The organism is Pseudomonas sp. MEJ108 (genome assembly GCF_030208985.1).
GTDB classification, from domain to species: domain Bacteria; phylum Pseudomonadota; class Gammaproteobacteria; order Pseudomonadales; family Pseudomonadaceae; genus Aquipseudomonas; species Aquipseudomonas fragariae.
Window position 1 is genome coordinate 35,808 of the sequence record NZ_JARVSW010000028.1, and the last position, 18,611, is coordinate 54,418.

Consider the following 18,611-nt stretch of genomic DNA (forward strand, 5'->3'; position numbering starts at 1 on the left):
GCTCTGCCTCCTGCCTTGAGTGCGCGGACAGCTCTCTGACTATCGTACCCATGCTCCGCGTGGGTATGCCGTTCTATGCGATCTGGGGCTTTTTGGCGATGATGTCGAAGAGCGCGGGGTCAAGCGGGTCGCCGGCCTGCTCATTGAGAACCTGACGTGGGTGATCATCCCCCGGAATGCTGCTATCGATCAAAGCCAGCAGGCTCGCGCCGCGCTTTGTCAGCATGTAGGTCGAGCCATCTCCGCCTTCCTCGCGAGGACGCGGTTCGATGTAGCTGCGATTGAGCAGCGTCTCGAATTCCGTGGATGTCGATGGGCTGCGGTTGTTCTGCACATCGTGCAGCAAACGCTCGATAAGGTCCCATTTGTAAGTCATGTCTATACACCTCCGTCCAGCATGGAATGATCACCCATGACCTCCAGCCACGGGCATGCGACTCAAAGGGTGTGACCTGCGAGGTGAATGACGGTTCAGAGAAGCTGGCGGACGGTGTAACGAGGCGTTATCAGTACTGTAAAGAGATTGATCGCTCCCGAATGCTCGGGAGCGATCACGGCAATCACTCGGCAGCCGGGGCCGGGGTGCTGCGTTTTTTCAGCGGGGCCATGCCGTCCTGGCTGACCAGGTCAGACTTGGGACGGTTGACCGTCTTGCGTTTGGTCGGCCCTTTGGCCGCGACCTTCTTCTTGTCGCCCTTGGCGTCGGTCTTTTTCTTCTTGACGCCGACTGCCTTGCCGGAGGCCTTGACCTTCTTCGGCCCGCCGTAGGTGCCTTTGACTTCCTTGATGACGCGACGCTCGAAGCTCTGCTTGAGATAGCGCTCCACGCTCGACATCAGGTTCCAGTCGCCATGACAGATCAGCGAGATCGCCAGGCCGTCGCTGCCTGCCCGGCCGGTACGCCCGACGCGGTGGACGTAGTCATCGCCGCTGCGTGGCATGTCGAAGTTGATCACCATGTCCAGACCTTCGACATCAAGGCCACGAGCCGCCACATCGGTGGCAACCATGATTTTCGCGCCGCCCTGCTTGAGACGGTCGATGGCCGCCTTGCGGTCCTTCTGGTCCTTGTCGCCGTGCAGCACGAACGCCTTGTATTCCAGCGCTACCAGGCGGCCATACAAACGGTCAGCCATGGCCTTGGTGTTGGTGAAGATAATGGCTTTCTGGTAGGTCTCGTTAGCCAGCAGCCAATTGAGAACCTGCTCTTTGTGCACATTGTGATCAGCAGTGATGATCTGGTGGCGTGTGCCGGAAGCCAGCTCGCTGACGCTGTTGACTTGCAGGTGCTGTGGATCCTTGAGCACCTTGCCGATCATTTCCCGCAGGCCAGCGCCGCCGGTGGTCGCCGAGAACAGCATGGTCTGCTCACGACCGGCACATTCGCCGGCCAGACGCTCGACGTCTTCGGAGAAGCCCATGTCCAGCATGCGGTCGGCTTCGTCCAGTACCAGCACTTCAACGTGCTTGAGGTCCAGGTTGCCTGCGTTCAACTGCTCCAGCAGGCGACCCGGCGTGCCGATCAGAATGTCCGGCACCTTGCGCAGCATCGCGGCCTGAACCTTGAAGTCCTCGCCACCGGTGATCAAACCGGCCTTGACGAAAGTGAACTGCGAGAAGCGCTCGACTTCCTTGAGCGTCTGCTGAGCCAGCTCACGGGTTGGCAGCAGGATCACCGCACGGATGTCGACACGGACCTTGGCCGGGCCGATCAGACGATTGAGGATCGGCAGCACAAATGCGGCGGTCTTGCCGCTACCGGTTTGCGCAGTCACCCGCAGGTCGCGCCCTTGCAGTGCGAGCGGAATGGCGGCCGCCTGCACAGGCGTAGGCTCGACAAATTTAAGCTCGGCCACAGCTTTGAGCAGGCGTTCGTGCAGGGCGAATTCGGAAAACACGGGTGCTACCTCGACGAAAAACAAAAATACAGCTGCATAGCGTAACGGTTTCGAGCGCCGGGGCCGAGTTTCTTTACCACCAAAGGCCGATTTTGTTTACCAACGGGCGGATAACGGCTATTCGAAACGCTGCAAAACCATTGAGCGCCGTCACGACACCGGCAGCAGCACATCGACCACCAGACCGCCGCCCGGCCGATTGCGTGCGGCGATCTGCCCGCCGTGCATTTCGATAGCCCGCAGGGCGATGGCCAGGCCCAGGCCAAAGCCCTGCGCGGCATTCTCCGGGCCGCGCTCGAAGGGCTGGAAAATCCGTTGCAGGCACGCCTCGTCCACGCCCGGCCCCTGATCGATGACATTGACCATCAGGCACAGCGGCTGGGCCTGAACGTTGGCGACCACCACCACATCCGTGCCGACCGCCGTGTGGCGAACGGCATTGCGGATCACGTTTTCGAAGGCCCGGTAGAGCAGTTCGCTGTCGACCTGTGCGACGAACGATCCGGGAGCCTGCAGCCTGACCCGACACTGCTTCAGTCCGGCCTCGAATTCGGCATCTTCGACGATGGCCGCCAGCAGGCTGATGACATCGACCTTTTCCCGCGTCAGGCTTTCGACATCGCTCTGCATGCGCGCCAGGGTCAGCAATTCTTCGATCAGTGAGTCCATGCGCTCCGATTCGCGCTCGATGCGTTCGAGCATGTCCAGTTGGCTCGGCTCCTGGCGCAACAGGCCGATGGCGGCGCTCATGCGCGTCAGCGGCGAACGCAGTTCATGGGAAATGTCATGCAACAGTTGTTGCTGAGAGTCGGCCATGACCTTGAGCTGATTGGCCATGCGGTCGCAATCCTCGGCAAGGTCGACGATTTCATCGCGCCGCTGGCCCATGTCGGGTTTTACCCGTGTGTCGAAACGGCCTCTGGCGACCTTGCCCATCGCCTCCCGCAATTTCATCAGCGGCGCCACCAGATAGCTGCTGAGAAACCAGCTGAACAGCGCACTCATGACCGTGCCGGTGATCAGCGGATTGAGGTGAGAGGGTTGATCGTCATGGTTGGGGCGCTGGGTAGAGCGGATGTGCACGAGTGCGCCTTCGCGTGTGTGCACAGCCAGTTCGAAGCGAGGATTCTCCAGCGCCTCGCCCGCCAGCAGCAGACCCTGGTTGTCGTATAGCCCGACCCTGCCTTGCCCCTCCGGCTGCCAGGCATCGAGCAACGCCCGCCCTGCGGCAATGCCCGACTGCTGCAAAATGCGCACTTCGTTGTCGAGCACCGTGCTGAACGAAGGATCGCCCCGCCCTGACTGGGTGAACATGAACAGCCCGGCACCGACCATGAAGGTCAGGCTGGTCGCCAGCCAGAATGCCAGGAACAGCTTCCAGAACAACCGGTTCGGCCTCATGGCGTGAGCAACATATAGCCCAGATTGCGCACGCTCTGTATCCAGCTCTGGTTATCGTTGCGCGGCCCGAGTTTGTGGCGAATGCTGCTGATGTGCACATCGATACTGCGATCGTAGCGAGCCAGCGGCCGTCCCAGCGCGTTCATCGACAGGTTCTGCTTGCTGACCAGTTGCCCGGCATGCCGCGCCAGCTCTTCGAGCAGGCAGAACTCGTTGCCGGTCAGTTCAAGCGTCACGCCCTGCCAGCGCGCTTCACGCTTGCCTGGCCAGAGCATCAGCTCTCCGGCCTGAATCACATCCCTGACCGCATCGACTACCGACACCGCGCGCACCCGGCGCATGATCGCCCGCAGACGCGCCACCAGTTCACCCGGCGAGCTGGGCTTGGGCACGTAATCGTCGGCGCCCAGTTCCAGCCCGGAAATACGGTCGATATTGTCGCCGCGGGCGGTCAGCAGAATAACCGGCACCTGGCTTTGCGCACGGATCCGCCGCAGCACTTCGATCCCGGAGATGCGCGGCATCATGATGTCCAGCACGACGATGTCGTGACGCCCGGACAAGGCTTCAATCTCGCCCTCTTCAGCGCTGTTGGTGCAGGTCACGTCGAAGCTTTCACGGGTCAGGTACTGGCTGAGCATTTCCGTCAGTTCCCGGTCATCGTCGACAAGCAATACGGAAGTCATGGCAGGCCCTTGATTGGTGGTTGCCGATTATCCCGACGCTGCTGCGGCGTGTCAGCCGGGCTCGATGATCTTTACCTAACCTTACACGGCGTTAACCGTCCCCAACATGCCCTCGCCCTATGCTGCGCAGCCAACAGCGCCCGCCGGACCGGCCCTTTCTGGCGTGTCATCGGCAGCGCTCAAATGCCTTTGTCGCAGCTTTCTGGAAAGGGTTTGATGATTTCTTCGCGTCTGCTTCTATCGTTCTGCCTGTTAATCAGCGTCCCGCTGGCACACGCCGACACTTTTTCCATCTCGGACATCCGCGTCAACGGCCTGCAACGCGTATCAGCCGGCAGCGTATTCGCTGCGCTGCCGCTCAATGTCGGCGATCAGGCCGATGAGCAGCGCCTGGCCGACGCGTCGCGCTCACTGTTCAAGACCGGTTTCTTTCAGGACATCAACGTTGCACGCGATGGCAATATGCTGGTGATCAATGTAGTCGAACGCCCCTCTATCGCCAGTATCGAGATTGTCGGCAACAAGGTCATAAGCACCGACGACCTGATGAAGGGGCTCAAGCAGTCGGGGCTCAGTGAAGGCGAGATATTCCAGCGCGCCACGCTGGAGGGCGTGCGCAATGAACTGCAACGCCAATATGTCTCCCAGGGCCGCTACAGTGCCTCGGTCGATACCCAGGCGCTGCCTGCACCACGTAATCGCATCGCCCTGAAAATCACCATCGACGAAGGCACGGTGGCGTCGATCCAGCACATCAATGTGGTCGGCAACACAGTGTTCTCCGATGAACAGCTGGCCGACCAGTTTCAGCTAAAGACCAGTAACTGGCTGTCGTTTTTCAAGAACGATGACAAGTACGCCCGCGAAAAACTCTCCGGCGACCTGGAGCGACTGCGCTCCTGGTACCTGGACCGTGGCTACATCAACATGGATATAAATTCGACGCAGGTGTCGCTGACGCCTGACAAGAAAGGCGTGTTCATTACCGTCAATATCACCGAAGGCGACCGCTATACCGTGGGCAGCGTCAAGCTGGGCGGCGACCTGAAAGTGCCGAAGGACCAGCTCGAACAACTGATTCTGGTCAAGCCGGGCCAAGTGTTTTCGCGCAAGGTCATGACTGACAGCAGCAACCTGATCACCCGCCGTCTGGGCAACGATGGCTACACATTCGCCAACGTCAACGGCTTGCCGAAAGCCAACGATGCCGATCACACCGTTGATATCAGTTTCGTGGTCGACCCCGGCAAGCGCGCCTACGCCAACCGCATCAACTTTCGCGGCAACACCAAGACTGCCGATGAGGTGCTGCGCCGTGAAATGCGCCAGATGGAAGGCGGCTGGGCATCAACCTACCTGATCGACCAGTCGAAGGTGCGCCTCGAGCGTCTCGGTTTCTTCAAGGAAGTGAACGTCGAAACGCCAGCGGTCCCCGGCACCGACGATCAGGTCGACATCAACTACGCCGTCGAAGAACAGGCCTCGGGCAACATCACCGCCAGCGTGGGCTTTTCGCAAAGCGCCGGGCTGATACTCGGCGGCTCCATCTCGCAGAACAACATCCTCGGCACCGGCAACTTCGCCAGCCTCGGCATGACCCGCTCCGAGTACCAGACCAAGTACAACTTCGCGTTCACCAACCCGTACTTCACGCCTGACGGGGTGAGCCTGGGCTACAACGTTTTCTACAACGCAACTGACTACAGCAAGTATTACGATGACGACGACGAGGTCTCGTACTACTCGCTCAACAGCGTGGGCGCCGGGGTCAACCTCGGCTATCCGATCAGCGAAACATCGCGCCTGACCTACGGGCTGTCGATCCAGCGTGACACCCTCGACCCCGGCAGCTACAGCGCTGACGAGATCTATGACTTCATCGAGCGCGAGGGTGATGCGTTCACCAACCTCAAGGCCAGCGTCGGCTGGTCGGAATCGACCCTCAACAAGGGCGTGCTGGCCACCCGCGGTCACTCGCAAAGCCTGACCCTGACCAGCACCGTGCCGGGCAGTGACCTGCAGTTCTACAAACTCGACTATAACGGTCAGACCTTCCTGCCGCTCAGCGACACCACCTCGCTGCGCCTGCATACCAAACTCGGCTACGGCAACGGTTACGGCGATACCGACGGCCTGCCCTTCTACGAAAACTATACGGCGGGCGGCCAGGCCACGGTGCGCGGCTTCAAGGACGGCACGCTGGGGCCACGCAATACCCCGGCCACCGGCACCTACGCCAGTCAGGGGCAGATCTACTATTCGGACCGCGACACCGAAGCCCTGGGCGGCAACATCCTGATCTCCGGCGGCATGGAATACCTGTTCCCGATGCCCTTCGTCAAAGACCAGAAATCCCTGCGCACCTCGCTGTTCTGGGACTTCGGCACGGTTTACGCCGACAAGTGCTACCTGACCACCACGCAGAACTGCGGCAACATCAATATCGACCAGATGGCCAGTTCGGTCGGCGTCGGCGTGACCTGGTACTCGCCGCTCGGCCCCCTGAGCTTCGACCTCGCCGTGCCGATCAAAAAGCCCGAAGACGCCGAGACCCAAGTGTTCCAGTTCTCGCTGGGCCAGACCTTTTGAGGCGGACCTTTTACAGCATGAACAAGTCGGTCTTTACCCAGCATTACCTGGCCCGGACCGCGCTTTACATCCCGTCGTTGAATACTGCCTGCACTACTCATCAGGTCAGGAGTCGTTACATGAGCCGCGAAGTCAGACAGATCACCCCCGATGTGCAGGAAATCATCCAGCACGCCTTGCGCTCGCTGCTGGGCAAAGGCTTCGTCATCGCGCTGTTCGGCAGCGAAGATGCAACCGGGGCCATGCACTACCACCTGCGCATCGACCACGACGCCACGGGGCTGGGCATCGAGCATCACGACCACGTCGAAGACGGCTTCATCGACGACATCTTCATGCTCGCCACCCGCATGAAAGCCATGCTCAAGCAACGCGAAACCCTGTCTCGCATGCACGGCGGCAGCCAGGCGACGGGCCAGGTGCGGCTGCTGACCTGGATCACCGAGGACAACAGCCAGACGGTCATGCAAACCGCCGAGGCTGCGGGGCGCGAGTGTTTAAGTGCGTTGCGCGAGCGCAGGCTGCGGGCTTGAGTCATAGGCGCCGCACGGCTTAATCGATGGCCGCGACCATCAGTTCTCGCAGCCACCTGTGAGCCGGATCGCGGTGCAAACGCTCTGGCCACAGCATGAGCATTTCAAACCCGGGAATCGAAAGCGGCGGTTCCTGAACCACGAGCGTCGGCTGATTGCGCACCAGCCGTTCAGGCACTACCGCAACCAGGTCGCTGCAGGTCAGTGCAGACACCAGCGAACCGAAATGCGGAGCCGACAACACCACCCGCCGGCTTAACCCCAGCGCCGCCAGAGCCTGATCGGTGCTTCCAGCGAAGCCGCCGCCGTTGGGAGACATGACCGCATGCTCCAGCTCACAGAAACGTGTCAGCGACACAGGTTGCGCGAGATCCGGATGATCATGCCGGGCAGCAAGCACATAACGCTCATGAATCAACGATCGCTGGCGCAGCTTGGGCGGTGCCTCGTCGCGGGTGTGCAACGCCAGATCCAGTCGACCGCTTTCAAGATCCGCGGCCAGGCTGACCGGGTGCTTGTTCAGCATGGCCAGACGTGTGCCCGGAGCACTGTTGCGCAACCTGCCGAGCGACGGCCATATCAATGCGATGGTCGCGTAGTCGCTGGCAGCCACACGCCAGGTGTGATCGGCCGTTGCCGGATCGAAATCCCGGCCGGGCAGCAAAGCTGACTCCAGCGCTGCAAGTGCCTGACGGAGTGGTTCGCGCAGTTCTTCAGCCCGCGCAGTCGGGGTCATGCCCCGCGGTCCCGGCAGCAACAATGGATCCTCCAGCACCTGCCTCAGCCTGCCCAATTGCAGGCTGACGGTGGGCTGGGTCAGGTTCAGCCGATGCGCCGCGCGGGTCACGTTCTGCTCCGAGAGCAATGCATCCAGCGTGACCAGCAGATTGAGGTCGATACGTCGCAAGGTATTATTCATGCACATACCCAGTGTTTGGGAGATTGATTTCCAGCATACCCGAGCGAGTCTGTAGCGTTGCGTCATTACAGACAAACCGGAGCCCCTCATGAACGTACTTATTGTCTACGCCCATCCTGAACCGCGCTCGCTGAACGGGTCGTTGAAAGACTTCGCCGTCGATCATCTGCAGAACAACGGCCATCAGGTGCAGGTGTCCGACCTTTACCAGATGGGCTGGAAGCCGATCATCGACGCCAACGATGCACCCGGTCTCGAGAGCAGCAGCCGCTTTGACCCTGCCCTTGAGTCGCAACGCGTATTTGCCGCCGGTATTCAGCCGCCGGACATCGAGGCCGAACAGGCCAGATTGCTCTGGGCAGACGCCGTCATATTTCAGTTTCCGCTCTGGTGGTTTTCGATGCCCGCGATCATGAAAGGCTGGATAGAGCGGGTGTACGCCTGTGGTTTCGCCTACGGCGTGGGCGAGCACAGCGACCAGCACTGGGGTGATCGCTACGGTGAAGGAACGCTGGCAGGCAAGCGCGCCATGCTGACGGTGACCATGGGCGGCTGGGAGTCCCACTACAGCGAGCGTGGCGTAAACGGGGCGCTGAACGATGTGCTCTTTCCTATCCAGCACGGCATCCTGTTCTATCCAGGCTTCGATGTGCTCGCGCCCTTCCCCGTGTACCGGGCAGGCAAGGTGGACAGCGCAACCTTTGCGCGGATTTGCGCCGACTACGGCAACCGCCTGGATACCCTGTTCACCCTTGAGCCCTTGCCATTTCGCAGGCAGAACGACGGCGACTACGAGATCCCGGCACTGACCTTGCGTCCTGAGCTTGCAGCGGGTCGGCAGGGACTGGACATTCACCTGCGCGATCAGTGACTGATAACGAAAAGGCCCTGCTTGTGCAGGGCCTTTTCATGCGTAGTGCTTTTTGGCGGACTACTTCAGGTTGTTCTTGAAGAACTCGCCCAGCTTGTCGAACGGGATCAGATCGACCCGATCGTACAGATCCACATGCCCGGCCTCCGGCACGATGATCAGTTGCTTGGGCTGGCCGGCCAGTTTGTAGGCTTCCTCGCTGAACTCCAGAGAGTGCGCCTTTGAACCGGCGATGAACAGCATCGGCCGTGGCGAGATGGTCGCGATGTCGTTGAACGGATAGAAGTTCATGAACTTGATGTTGCTGGTCAGCGTCGGGTGAGTGGTCAAGTCGGGGGACTGGCCTTCGGGCGTGAACTCGCCGCGTGGCGTGCGGTAGAAGTCGTAGAACTCACGTTCGATCGGGGCGGATGTGTCAGTTAGCTTGTGTAAGGTGCCGCTGGTGTAGGCCGTATCACCGCCGCTGTATTCCACGTCGCGCTGCAGTGCCGCCTGCTCGATGATCTTCTTGCGCTGCGCCAGCGTCTGCGAATGTTTCAGGCCGTTGCGGTTGGCGGCGCCCATGTTATACATGCTCACCGTGGCAATGGCTTTCATGCGCGGGTCGATCTTCGCGGCACTGATGACAAAGCTGCCACTGCCGCAGATCCCCAGCACGCCGATTCGTTTTTTGTCCACGAAGGTCTGAGTGCCCAGGAAGTCCACTGCGGCACTGAAGTCCTCGGCGTAGAGATCGGGTGAAACGGCGTTACGCGGCTGGCCTTCACTGCCGCCCCAGAACGACAGGTCCAGCGACAAGGTGACAAACCCTTGTTCGGCCAGTTTCTGCGCGTACAGATTGGCGCTTTGCTCCTTTACCGCCCCCATTGGATGGCCGACGATGATGGCCGGAGCTTTAACGTTCGGGTTCGAGCCTTTGGGTATAAACAGATTGCCCGCGACTTTCATCTTGTACTGGTTGTTGAACAGCACTTTTTGCGCAACGACCTTGTCGCTTGTGTAGAAATTATCGGCGCCGTGAGACATGTCTGCTCCTGTCGCAGCGTATGAGCTTATTAAAAGCCCAAGCATCAAAAGAATCTTTTTCATGGCGTGTTACCTCGTTGAGAAATTGACCCGCGTTTATCTGCCCGGCCCTGACCGGTGTTTTTTTCCTGCAGTAACGCGTTGTCGCGTGCCGTCCAGGCCAGCGCGGCCGAACACGCCAGTAACACGCCACCGAATGCGAACGGGCTCCACCAACCGAGGCTGTCGAACAGCGCGCCGCCGATGCCGGCCCCGGCGGTGATCGCCAATTGAATGGTCGCCACCATCAGGCCGCCGCCTGCCTCGGCATCGTCGGGCAGCGTGCGGCTCAACCACAGGCCCCAGGCGACCGGTGCAGGCGTGGCAATCAGCCCCCAGACGGCAAGCACCATGGCGACGGCCTGAGGTGAGTGACCCATGCCGGTCAGTGCCACGGCCAGCACCGCCATCAGCAACGGAATGGCGATCAGGCAGGCATACAGGCCTTTGTGCAGCAGCCTGCCGATCAGGTAGGTGCCGACCAGCCCGCTGGCCCCCAGCGCCAAAAGCATCAGGGACAACGTGTTGATGCTGACCCCGGTGATCTCTTCCAGAAACGGGCGCAGGTAGGTGAAGACGGCAAACTGGCCCATGAACAGCAACAGGATCGCGCTCATGCCGACGGCCACTTGCGGGTTGCGCAGCAGGCGGAACGGATTGCGTGCCCGGTTGTTCGGCTGACTGCGCATGGCCGGCAGGCTCAGCCACTGCCAGGCAAACGCCAGCGCCGCGAGCGGGATGACCAGGAAAAACGCCCCGCGCCAGCCGATGTATTGGCCCATGAAGCTGCCCAATGGCGCGGCGACCGTCGCCGCCAGCGCATTGCCGCCGTTGATCAGCGCCAGGCCCTTGGCGACCGATTGCTTGGGCACCAGCTTCATCACGGTGGCGGTCGACATCGACCAGAAGCCGCCAATGGCGATCCCGAGCAGTGCACGGCCCGTCATGAACAACCAGCCGTTGGAGGCCAGCGTGACGATCACGCCAGACACCAGCAACAACAGGCTGAAGCCCAGCAGGACAGGCTTGCGATCCAGATGCCCGGTCAGCGGCGTGTTCAGCAGACTGGTCAGCACGGCAAAAAAGCCGGAGATCGAAATCGCCTGCCCGGCCTGCCCCTGACTGATGCCCAGATCCTGCGCGATGGGTGTCAGCAGGCTGACCGGCATGAACTCCGACGCAATCAGCACCACCACACACAGCGCCATCGAAAACACCGCGCCCCATGCGGGCGGATAAGTAGTTATTTCGGACTGCTTCAGAGTTGAATCAGATGCTTGCATGCGTCCTGACCTGACGACGTTAAAAATTAGTCGGCACAGGTTAGGGCAAAGGTATTAGGATGATTAGACACCACAATTTAAACGCGCTTGTGAGAAGGATTCAGCAATGAGCACACCCAAACTCAATGATCTGCAAGCCTTTCTGCAGGTGGCGCGCGATCAGAGCTTTACCAAGGCCGCCACCAAACTCGGCGTTACGCCTTCAGCCCTGAGCCACACCCTGCGCGGCCTTGAAGAGCGCATGGGCCTGCGCCTTTTGGCGAGAACCACCCGCAACGTAGCCCCGACCGAAGCCGGCGAACGGCTGATGCGCTCGATCGGGCCGCTGCTGGATCAGATTGCCGCAGAAGTCGAAGTGCTGGGCGAACTGCGCGACAAGCCCGCCGGCACCATTCGCATTACCTGCTCCGATGACGCCGCAGAGGGCATTATCCGCCCAATGCTTGCAGGGTTTCTCGCACAGTACCCGGATATCCAGGTCGAGATCTGCATCGACTACGGCTTCACCAATATTGTCAGCGAACGTTTCGATGCCGGCATTCGCTTGGGTGAGTCCATCAGCAAGGACATGATTGCCGTGCGCCTCGGGCCTGACTGGCGCTTGTCAGTGGTCGGGTCGCCTGCCTACTTCGAGCGACACCCCGTCCCGCTGCAGCCTCAGGACCTGACCCAGCACACCTGCATCAACATCCGTCACTCGCCAAACGGCAGTTGCTACGCCTGGGAGTTCGAGAAGGGCAGCCGCAAGCTCAACATTCGGGTCAACGGGCAATTCACGTCAAACAGCATGATTCATGTGCTCAACGCCGCACTGGACGGCGTAGGCCTGGCCTACGTGCCGGACTCCATGGCCGAGCCGCACATCGCCAGCGGCCGCCTGAAAGAAGTGCTGGTCGACTGGAGCCCGTATTTCGAAGGCTTTCACTTGTACTACCCGAACCGGCGACAGGCGTCGCCGGCGTTCAGTGCGTTTGTTGAGGCGGTGAGGTATCGGGGCTAGTCCCCCGCCGCCTTATTACTGCGCGGCTTTCAACGCATCCGCGACCTTGTTCAGCGAACCTTTAGCGGGCTCGGCAAGCAGTTTCAGCTCGCTGGTTTTGCCACGCACCACCACTTGCATGGCGGTGGGCGCACCCTTTGCGTCACCCACGATCCGGTAAACGGTGTCGCCGCGCACGAAGCTCAATACGTGACTGGCAGCGTCGTACTTCAGTTGCTCACCTTCAGCCTGGGGAAACAGCAGCCCGACCTGATTCTTGCTGTCTACGGCCGCGTAGAAGACCGGGCTTGCGTCCCCTGAACGGAACAACACAATGCGCTTGCCGGACGGCGCGAGCCTGAACGACAGAAGAATCTCACGCTGCTCGTCTTCCTCCCAGACGATGCTGGTGGTGTGCGTCATCTTGCCATTCTGATTGAGACTGACTGTTTCAGTCGGCAGTCCCGACCCACCGGTATGGTCAAGGACCGTCTGCGTTTCCAGAACCGGCTCGCCATTACGGATGCTGTAGGTAGACGTCTGGTGCCAGCAGCAACCGTCCTTGGTCATGGTCTCGATCTTGCGGGCTTTCTCATTCACGCTGAACAGGCCGCAGTTGTTTTGCGCCAGTTGGGTAAACGAATCGCTGTGCCGAAAACCATCGGCCGTGCCGAGAAAGACCTGATACGAGGGACCGTGATAGCAGCTGTTCTGCCCGTCCATCAAGGCCAGATCCTTGATGCCATCGAAGTTGAAATCCTGATAGATCAGTACGCTTTGTTCGCCATAGGGCAACTCGTGCACATTGGTTTTGACCTTGCCGGTTTTGGGGTCAGTGCCAAGCACCAGTTCATCGGACTGCACGCGGATCAAGGCCGCACCGCTCGCCTTGTCGTACACGTTAATGACGCCGGGACGAAACACATCGTCTTTGGCGGAAATATCCAGCGTCGCACGGTATTTATCGGAAAAATCCTGCAGGGTGTAGCTCTCTCGGGGAGCGCCCGCGAACCCTGCTGCATTCATTTCCCCGTAGGTCGGTAACGCACCGGCGGCACTGACCAGTGTCGACGAGGCCAGGCCGAGCAGTACCAACAAGGCTTGCAAGCCGAGACGTGACGCACAGCGTTGAACGATGGATAGGTGCAAGACGCAACTCCTTTGATAATGAGCGATGAGTCTACTTCAGCAATTGATACAATTTGAAATCATTGCTCAACGTGCACTTCGTGCTCACAGGCCGCCCCGTCCGACCCGGTAAATGTTCTAATCACGCCCCCCTCTTCGCTCAACGGGCCCGATGCTTTTATGGATATTCACTCGCTTTGGCTCAAGACCCAGGAACTCTGGGACATGCTCGATCAGCACCCGTGGGTACGCACCGGGCTGGCCCTGATCCTGTTGCTGACCGCCGCACTGGTGCTTGGCCGCGTGGCGCGCTTTCTGGTGCTTTACGCCGTCAGGATGCTCGGCCGTCAGCCGTCCCTGCACTGGGTCAACGACTTCCGCCACAACAAGGTTTTCCATCGCCTGGCGCAGATGGTGCCGTCGCTGATCATCCAGTTCGGCCTCACCCTGGTCCCGGGCCTGAGCACTGCGGGCCGGAACGTGATCGGCAACATCGCCATGGCGTTCACCATCCTGTTCATGACCCTGGCCATCGGCACCCTGCTCAACGCCCTGCTGGACATCTACGCGCGCACCGAACACGCCCGCACGCGCTCCATCAAGGGTTACGTGCAGCTGTCGAAAATGATCCTGTACGTCTTCGCCGGGATCATCATCGTCGCCACCCTGATCGACCGCTCGCCGCTGTTACTGCTGTCCGGCCTCGGCGCCATGTCGGCGGTCATCCTGTTGGTCTACAAAGACACCCTGCTCTCCTTCGTCGCCAGTGTGCAGCTGACCAGCAACGACATGCTGCGCGTCGGCGACTGGATCGAAATGCCGCAAGTGGGCGCGGACGGCGATGTGGTGGACATCACCCTGCACACCGTCAAGGTGCAGAACTTCGACAAAACCATTGTCTCCATCCCGACCTGGCGCCTGATGTCCGAGTCGTTCCGCAACTGGCGCGGCATGCAGCAATCAGGCGGACGGCGCATCAAACGCAGCCTGTTCATCGACGCCAGCGGCGTGCGCTTCGTGCGCGACGACGAAGAACAGCAACTCATGCAAATCCACCTGCTCACCGACTACATCGGCCGCAAACAGGCCGAATTGCTCGCCTGGAACCAGGCACAAGGCAACGTCGCACAAATGTCCGCCAACCGCCGACGCATGACCAACATCGGCACCTTCCGCGCCTACGCCCTGGCGTACCTGAAAAGCCACGTCGACATCAACCCGAACATGACCTGCATGGTTCGCCAGCTGGAACCCACCTCGCAGGGCATCCCGCTGGAAATCTACTGCTTCACCCGCACGACGGTGTGGGTGGAGTACGAGCGGATACAGGGGGATATTTTCGATTACCTGATTACGGTGATGCCGGAGTTCGGGTTGAGTTTGTATCAGCAGCCTAGTGGGGCGGATATGCGGGTGGGGTTGAGGGGGGAGACTGCTCGGGTGGGGGCTACACCGCTGGCAGAGCCGTTGCCTACAGAACATTCAGGCTGAACGGCGCAGACAATGCGTAACTGAATGCTCAAGATGGATTCACACCCCGTAGGGGCTGGATCAGCAGCGATGAGAAACTTTTCACTGTGGTTCCAATTCCGACCATAAACCACTGCGTCCAATCCCGGCCATTAACGTTCCGTAGTCTTCAAAGTTACAGACATTCACCTCAGCCTGGCTCGTCCACGTGGCTTCACATTCTTCACACACCCACAGCAAAATTTGTGCAGAGCGGACACGCATTGCTCGAACGTAACCTTGGCCGCACCCTTGGCACTCAATCAGCATGTAAATAATCTCTGACAGAACTTCTGTGTAGTCTAATCCTATAGGCCGCTTTTGGCGGATAGCAGTCGGTTATCACTGGTCGTTCTCGACTCATAGCTGCCTTCCACCGGAATGCAGGAATCGGCCAGATGCAATGCGCGCCTCAAAACCTTGAGCTCGCTGGGGGGGGGGGGTGAGTAGATACATCATTTTCACCTCCGTAGAAAGCCCAAGGATAATCAGCGTCTTTCCTAGGCTGCAATATGAACAGCGTGCCCCCTCAGAGCCAACAGATCAAATAGTTCACGGCTTGGCTACAGCAGCTATCACGAGATAGCCATCAGCCACCACTGTGCTAAGATACGCGCTTGAGGTTCACGCCAAGGATGAAACATGCGTATTGAAAGTATACTAAAGAATATTGACGAACAAGGCACAAGAAGAGGCTATTCGTTTGAAACTTTTGTACTAAACTTATTAAAATATCACTTATCAACTCAAAATAAAGAGCTTGAGATAGGAAACACCCTGACATTTTTCGATGCCATTGCGCCCAATGGTTTTGATGACTACCGGGGAAAAGTCTGCTTTGAAGTAAAATACGACGCTAAAGGACTACTTTACAAATCATCATCATTCTTATCAAAATTTATAACACAAGTCGAATCAATACCCTTCGACGCTCGCCCCAAGACACTAATAATAATATCTGCAACCAGCATCCCGGATCAAGTAAAGGCTTCTATCCAGCGAGTTGGGATCCCCAACTCCAAAAGCACTTGCCGCATAGTGTTTTGGGGGCCAGATGAATTAAATAAATTAGTAACAAAGCACCCAGCAAAAGCTAACGAAATAAGCAATAACTTATTCACCCTGAGATTAGAGGCCGCAGTAAATCCCATAGAGCAAGACTGGCGCAAAAAACGAGACACTATTGTACAGAATCTGAAAGACAGTTTCGACAGAGGGCAGCTTTCATTATTTTTAGGCGCCGGAGTATCAAGCAGTGCAGGAATGCCAGGTTGGGGAAATCTGCTCAACTCACTCTTCATATCCTATCTAACTCAAGAATTTGACACTGACAAAACAATAAACATATCTGAAATCCCAGAAATGGTTGATCGCCTAAACAAAGTCTCTGAATCCTCTCCACTTATGGGTGCGAGATATATTAGAAAGGGGCTTACTGGAAAAACCCCTGCAACTGACAACTTTGTAAATGCAATCACCGAAAGCCTTTATGAACTCAGAAATAAAAGCTTTAACATCAGCTCACCGCTCATCCAAGAAATCGCCACAATGTGCATGCCTAGACGCACAGGAGCCAAAGTTAAATCCGTAGTAAATTATAACTTCGACGATCTACTGGAGAGACAGCTAACAACATCGGGCATTTCTCATCGTAGCATTTACACCGAAAGTGAGGCATACGACCCTGAAGAACTACCCGTATACCATGTTCACGGTTTCCTCCCTGAAAAAAGAAAAAACTACAACTCCCTTGAGAAGTCTACATTAGTCTTTTCCGAGGAAGGATATCACCACATCTATACAAACGCATATCACTGGTCAAATCTCGTCCAACTCAATTGCTTGCGAGAGAACAATTGCTTAATGATCGGCCTGTCAATGACCGACCCAAATTTGAGAAGACTCCTTGATATTTCTGCAAGAAGCGTTGAACAGAATAAACATTTTGCATTTATGAAGCGGCTAGACCTTCATGAGTTTTGCTATGAAGTTACGAACGGGGAGCAAAGCACGATTTTAAAGAACACCAAGGGCGCGCAAAAGTTTCTGGACACTCATCACGCACTGAATGAAGAGTTAATGTTGGAGCTGGGTGTCAACATCATATGGTACGAAAATTACGGTGAGATTCCAAAAATTCTGCATATCATCAGCCGCGCACGTGGCAGTTGACTAAATAGCCGCATTGGGCATTCCTACGAGCGCAGGGTAAAGAAGGCTCCAAGGCCAGAAGTACCCGCCTTGAGGTTTGGCTCACAATCTCCTAGAAAGGATTAACCTGTGCTGCTTCGAAGTCCTCGTTGTGACCGGTTTCATCGCCATGGAGGTAGGAGTGAAGAATCATTACGGAATAGAATTTCCTGCCATAGAAAAGCTAGCCACCAAAGCGTTCCCAAAGCTTGAACTGGCTCATCCGCTCTACCAGCGCTTTCCTCGCGAGCAAGTGGGTTTTAGACTCGCGTCTACCCTGCTCCACTCCATTGCTGCAGATCCCGACAGATTAGACGTCGTACTGGGGCTGCAGAACCTACTGATCCTCAAAATCGCCACGTGCGACATTCGAATATCCCGGTTGCGGAAGGCGCAAAATCGCGTTCCTCGTATCCTCGCCCAACCGAAGTACCGCAGCGGTGGCGCTGCTGTCAAAGCACGCTCCACAATGCTCAAGGATCTTCGCAAAGGCATCATGGCGAGACTGGACGAGATCCGCCAACTTGCCTACCTGTGGCGATGCTTTGGGGACGGAATTGCTGCGATTTACCAAAGCCAGCATGCCCTGAGACATCTGCTTTACGACGATAGATATCAGGTGAAGCAGACCGCAGGGGCCATATATGGCAAGGAAGGTTTCGGCCACGAGTACGCCAAGCTGAAGCAGGGCATCGAAATGGGCGTACCCGTGGTGATGTCCGACCTCACTAACATCATTCGTCATGGAGATTTGTGCGCGCTCGCCGGCCCAGATCCAGTTCCACTGGAATTGAAATCGTCCAAGGTCACAGGTGGGCGCGTAGCAAGACAAGCTGAACAGCTCGGTAAAATCACAACCTTTTTCGAACAGGATGAGGCCCGCAATTTTAGGGGATCTATCCGAATCATTCGCACAGAGATGGCGAGCGAAGAGGTCGATCATCGGGAGTTTTTAAACCACGGAATTCAGCAAGCGCTTCGGACTGGCCTCTGGAGTGGAGCTCCCGAGCCGGGACTGCGCTATGTCTGCTATCAAAACGCGATCCTAGAGAATCGCGATTTGGTGTACTTAGAGATTGATAAGTGGGCCACAACCTCTACGTGGGTTACACCGTTGGGCCCTGAGCTATCCTGGCTACCCGCGTACCCATTCACACTGTCAATGTCCCCTCAAAATGCCACCCTCTTCATGCAAGAAGCTTTCGGCATTTTCGTACTCATCGATCTCGAGCTAACCAAACAGCTTTTCAAAAATCTGGATGTTCATTGTGTTTGGCTAATGGATGGCACTCACTCCATGCAAATCTGTCGCGACTCCAACGACCTCATGAAAGGCGCCTACAGGGTAAGTGAGTGTCTGTTTGATCGCGTATCAAAAGAATTCCTGTCCCTATCATGGTTTGTCCAAGAGCGCTCAAGCATCTTTGATGACAGTTGCATACCAGTTTTCACAGAGATAAGCTCAGAGGAAATCATTGCTAAGCATATGGATGGTTGGGCAGACGCACAAGATTTCTACAAGTACCAAGAACCGAAGGTCTAAGCAGCACCGCTGCCGAC

General features: G+C 57.8%; 15 protein-coding genes. 7 read left to right on the forward strand and 8 right to left on the reverse strand.

The window, feature by feature from the left end; genetic code table 11:
• Positions 1-73: 73 nt before the first annotated feature.
• From QRN50_RS14550 to QRN50_RS14565, 4 genes are all read right to left on the reverse strand, one after another.
• Positions 74-376 carry a hypothetical protein gene (locus QRN50_RS14550; RefSeq protein WP_003402479.1) on the reverse strand — a complete coding sequence of 101 codons (303 nt, stop codon included), beginning with the start codon at positions 374-376 and terminating at the stop codon, positions 74-76.
• Positions 377-560: 184 nt separating this feature from the next.
• Positions 561-1,898 carry a DEAD/DEAH box helicase gene (locus tag QRN50_RS14555; RefSeq protein ID WP_003402477.1) on the reverse strand — a complete coding sequence of 446 codons (1,338 nt, stop codon included), beginning with the start codon at positions 1,896-1,898 and terminating at the stop codon, positions 561-563.
• Between the two features lie 150 nt (positions 1,899-2,048).
• A complete protein-coding gene (locus QRN50_RS14560; protein ID WP_192873860.1) occupies positions 2,049-3,284 on the reverse strand; it encodes a HAMP domain-containing sensor histidine kinase in 1,236 nt (411 codons plus the stop codon).
• A gap of 11 nt (positions 3,285-3,295) precedes the next feature.
• Complete coding sequence (locus QRN50_RS14565; protein ID WP_011268650.1) at positions 3,296-3,985, reverse strand: response regulator transcription factor; 690 nt, start codon at positions 3,983-3,985, stop codon at positions 3,296-3,298.
• Between the two features lie 216 nt (positions 3,986-4,201).
• Between QRN50_RS14565 and bamA the strand changes: the two genes are divergently transcribed.
• Together bamA and QRN50_RS14575 are read left to right on the forward strand one after the other, a co-directional pair.
• Positions 4,202-6,574, forward strand: coding sequence for an outer membrane protein assembly factor BamA (gene bamA, locus QRN50_RS14570; RefSeq protein WP_096126645.1), 2,373 nt, complete (start codon positions 4,202-4,204; stop codon positions 6,572-6,574).
• Between the two features lie 119 nt (positions 6,575-6,693).
• A complete protein-coding gene (locus QRN50_RS14575) occupies positions 6,694-7,107 on the forward strand; it encodes a hypothetical protein (protein ID WP_011268652.1) in 414 nt (137 codons plus the stop codon).
• A gap of 19 nt (positions 7,108-7,126) precedes the next feature.
• Here the strand turns inward: QRN50_RS14575 and QRN50_RS14580 are convergent, their stop codons facing one another.
• Positions 7,127-8,026 carry a LysR family transcriptional regulator gene (locus QRN50_RS14580; protein ID WP_024650581.1) on the reverse strand — a complete coding sequence of 300 codons (900 nt, stop codon included), beginning with the start codon at positions 8,024-8,026 and terminating at the stop codon, positions 7,127-7,129.
• A gap of 88 nt (positions 8,027-8,114) precedes the next feature.
• On the opposite strand from QRN50_RS14580, the gene QRN50_RS14585 reads away from it, so the two are divergent.
• Positions 8,115-8,897, forward strand: a complete 783-nt coding sequence (locus QRN50_RS14585; RefSeq protein ID WP_096126646.1) for an NAD(P)H-dependent oxidoreductase — start codon at positions 8,115-8,117, stop codon at positions 8,895-8,897.
• A gap of 60 nt (positions 8,898-8,957) precedes the next feature.
• Here the strand turns inward: QRN50_RS14585 and QRN50_RS14590 are convergent, their stop codons facing one another.
• The gene (locus QRN50_RS14590) at positions 8,958-9,986 is read right to left on the reverse strand and encodes an alpha/beta hydrolase (protein ID WP_096126647.1); all 1,029 of its coding nucleotides are present in this window, start codon (positions 9,984-9,986) and stop codon (positions 8,958-8,960) included.
• Complete coding sequence (locus QRN50_RS14595; protein WP_096126648.1) at positions 9,983-11,245, reverse strand: MFS transporter; 1,263 nt, start codon at positions 11,243-11,245, stop codon at positions 9,983-9,985. The genes QRN50_RS14590 and QRN50_RS14595 overlap by 4 nt, the downstream gene beginning before the upstream one ends.
• A gap of 106 nt (positions 11,246-11,351) precedes the next feature.
• Between QRN50_RS14595 and QRN50_RS14600 the strand changes: the two genes are divergently transcribed.
• Positions 11,352-12,245 carry a LysR family transcriptional regulator gene (locus QRN50_RS14600; RefSeq protein ID WP_024650586.1) on the forward strand — a complete coding sequence of 298 codons (894 nt, stop codon included), beginning with the start codon at positions 11,352-11,354 and terminating at the stop codon, positions 12,243-12,245.
• A 15-nt stretch (positions 12,246-12,260) separates the two neighbouring features.
• Here the strand turns inward: QRN50_RS14600 and QRN50_RS14605 are convergent, their stop codons facing one another.
• Positions 12,261-13,373: an XAC2610-related protein gene (locus QRN50_RS14605; RefSeq protein ID WP_096126649.1), complete on the reverse strand. Its 1,113-nt coding sequence runs from the start codon at positions 13,371-13,373 to the stop codon at positions 12,261-12,263.
• A gap of 159 nt (positions 13,374-13,532) precedes the next feature.
• Between QRN50_RS14605 and QRN50_RS14610 the strand changes: the two genes are divergently transcribed.
• From QRN50_RS14610 to QRN50_RS14620, 3 genes are all read left to right on the forward strand, one after another.
• Positions 13,533-14,843, forward strand: a complete 1,311-nt coding sequence (locus QRN50_RS14610; RefSeq protein ID WP_096126650.1) for a mechanosensitive ion channel family protein — start codon at positions 13,533-13,535, stop codon at positions 14,841-14,843.
• Between the two features lie 660 nt (positions 14,844-15,503).
• Entirely contained in the window at positions 15,504-17,033 is a 1,530-nt protein-coding gene (locus QRN50_RS14615) for an SIR2 family protein (protein WP_096126652.1), read from the forward strand.
• Positions 17,034-17,193: 160 nt separating this feature from the next.
• Positions 17,194-18,594, forward strand: coding sequence for a hypothetical protein (locus tag QRN50_RS14620; protein WP_141251108.1), 1,401 nt, complete (start codon positions 17,194-17,196; stop codon positions 18,592-18,594).
• Positions 18,595-18,611 lie beyond the last annotated feature (17 nt).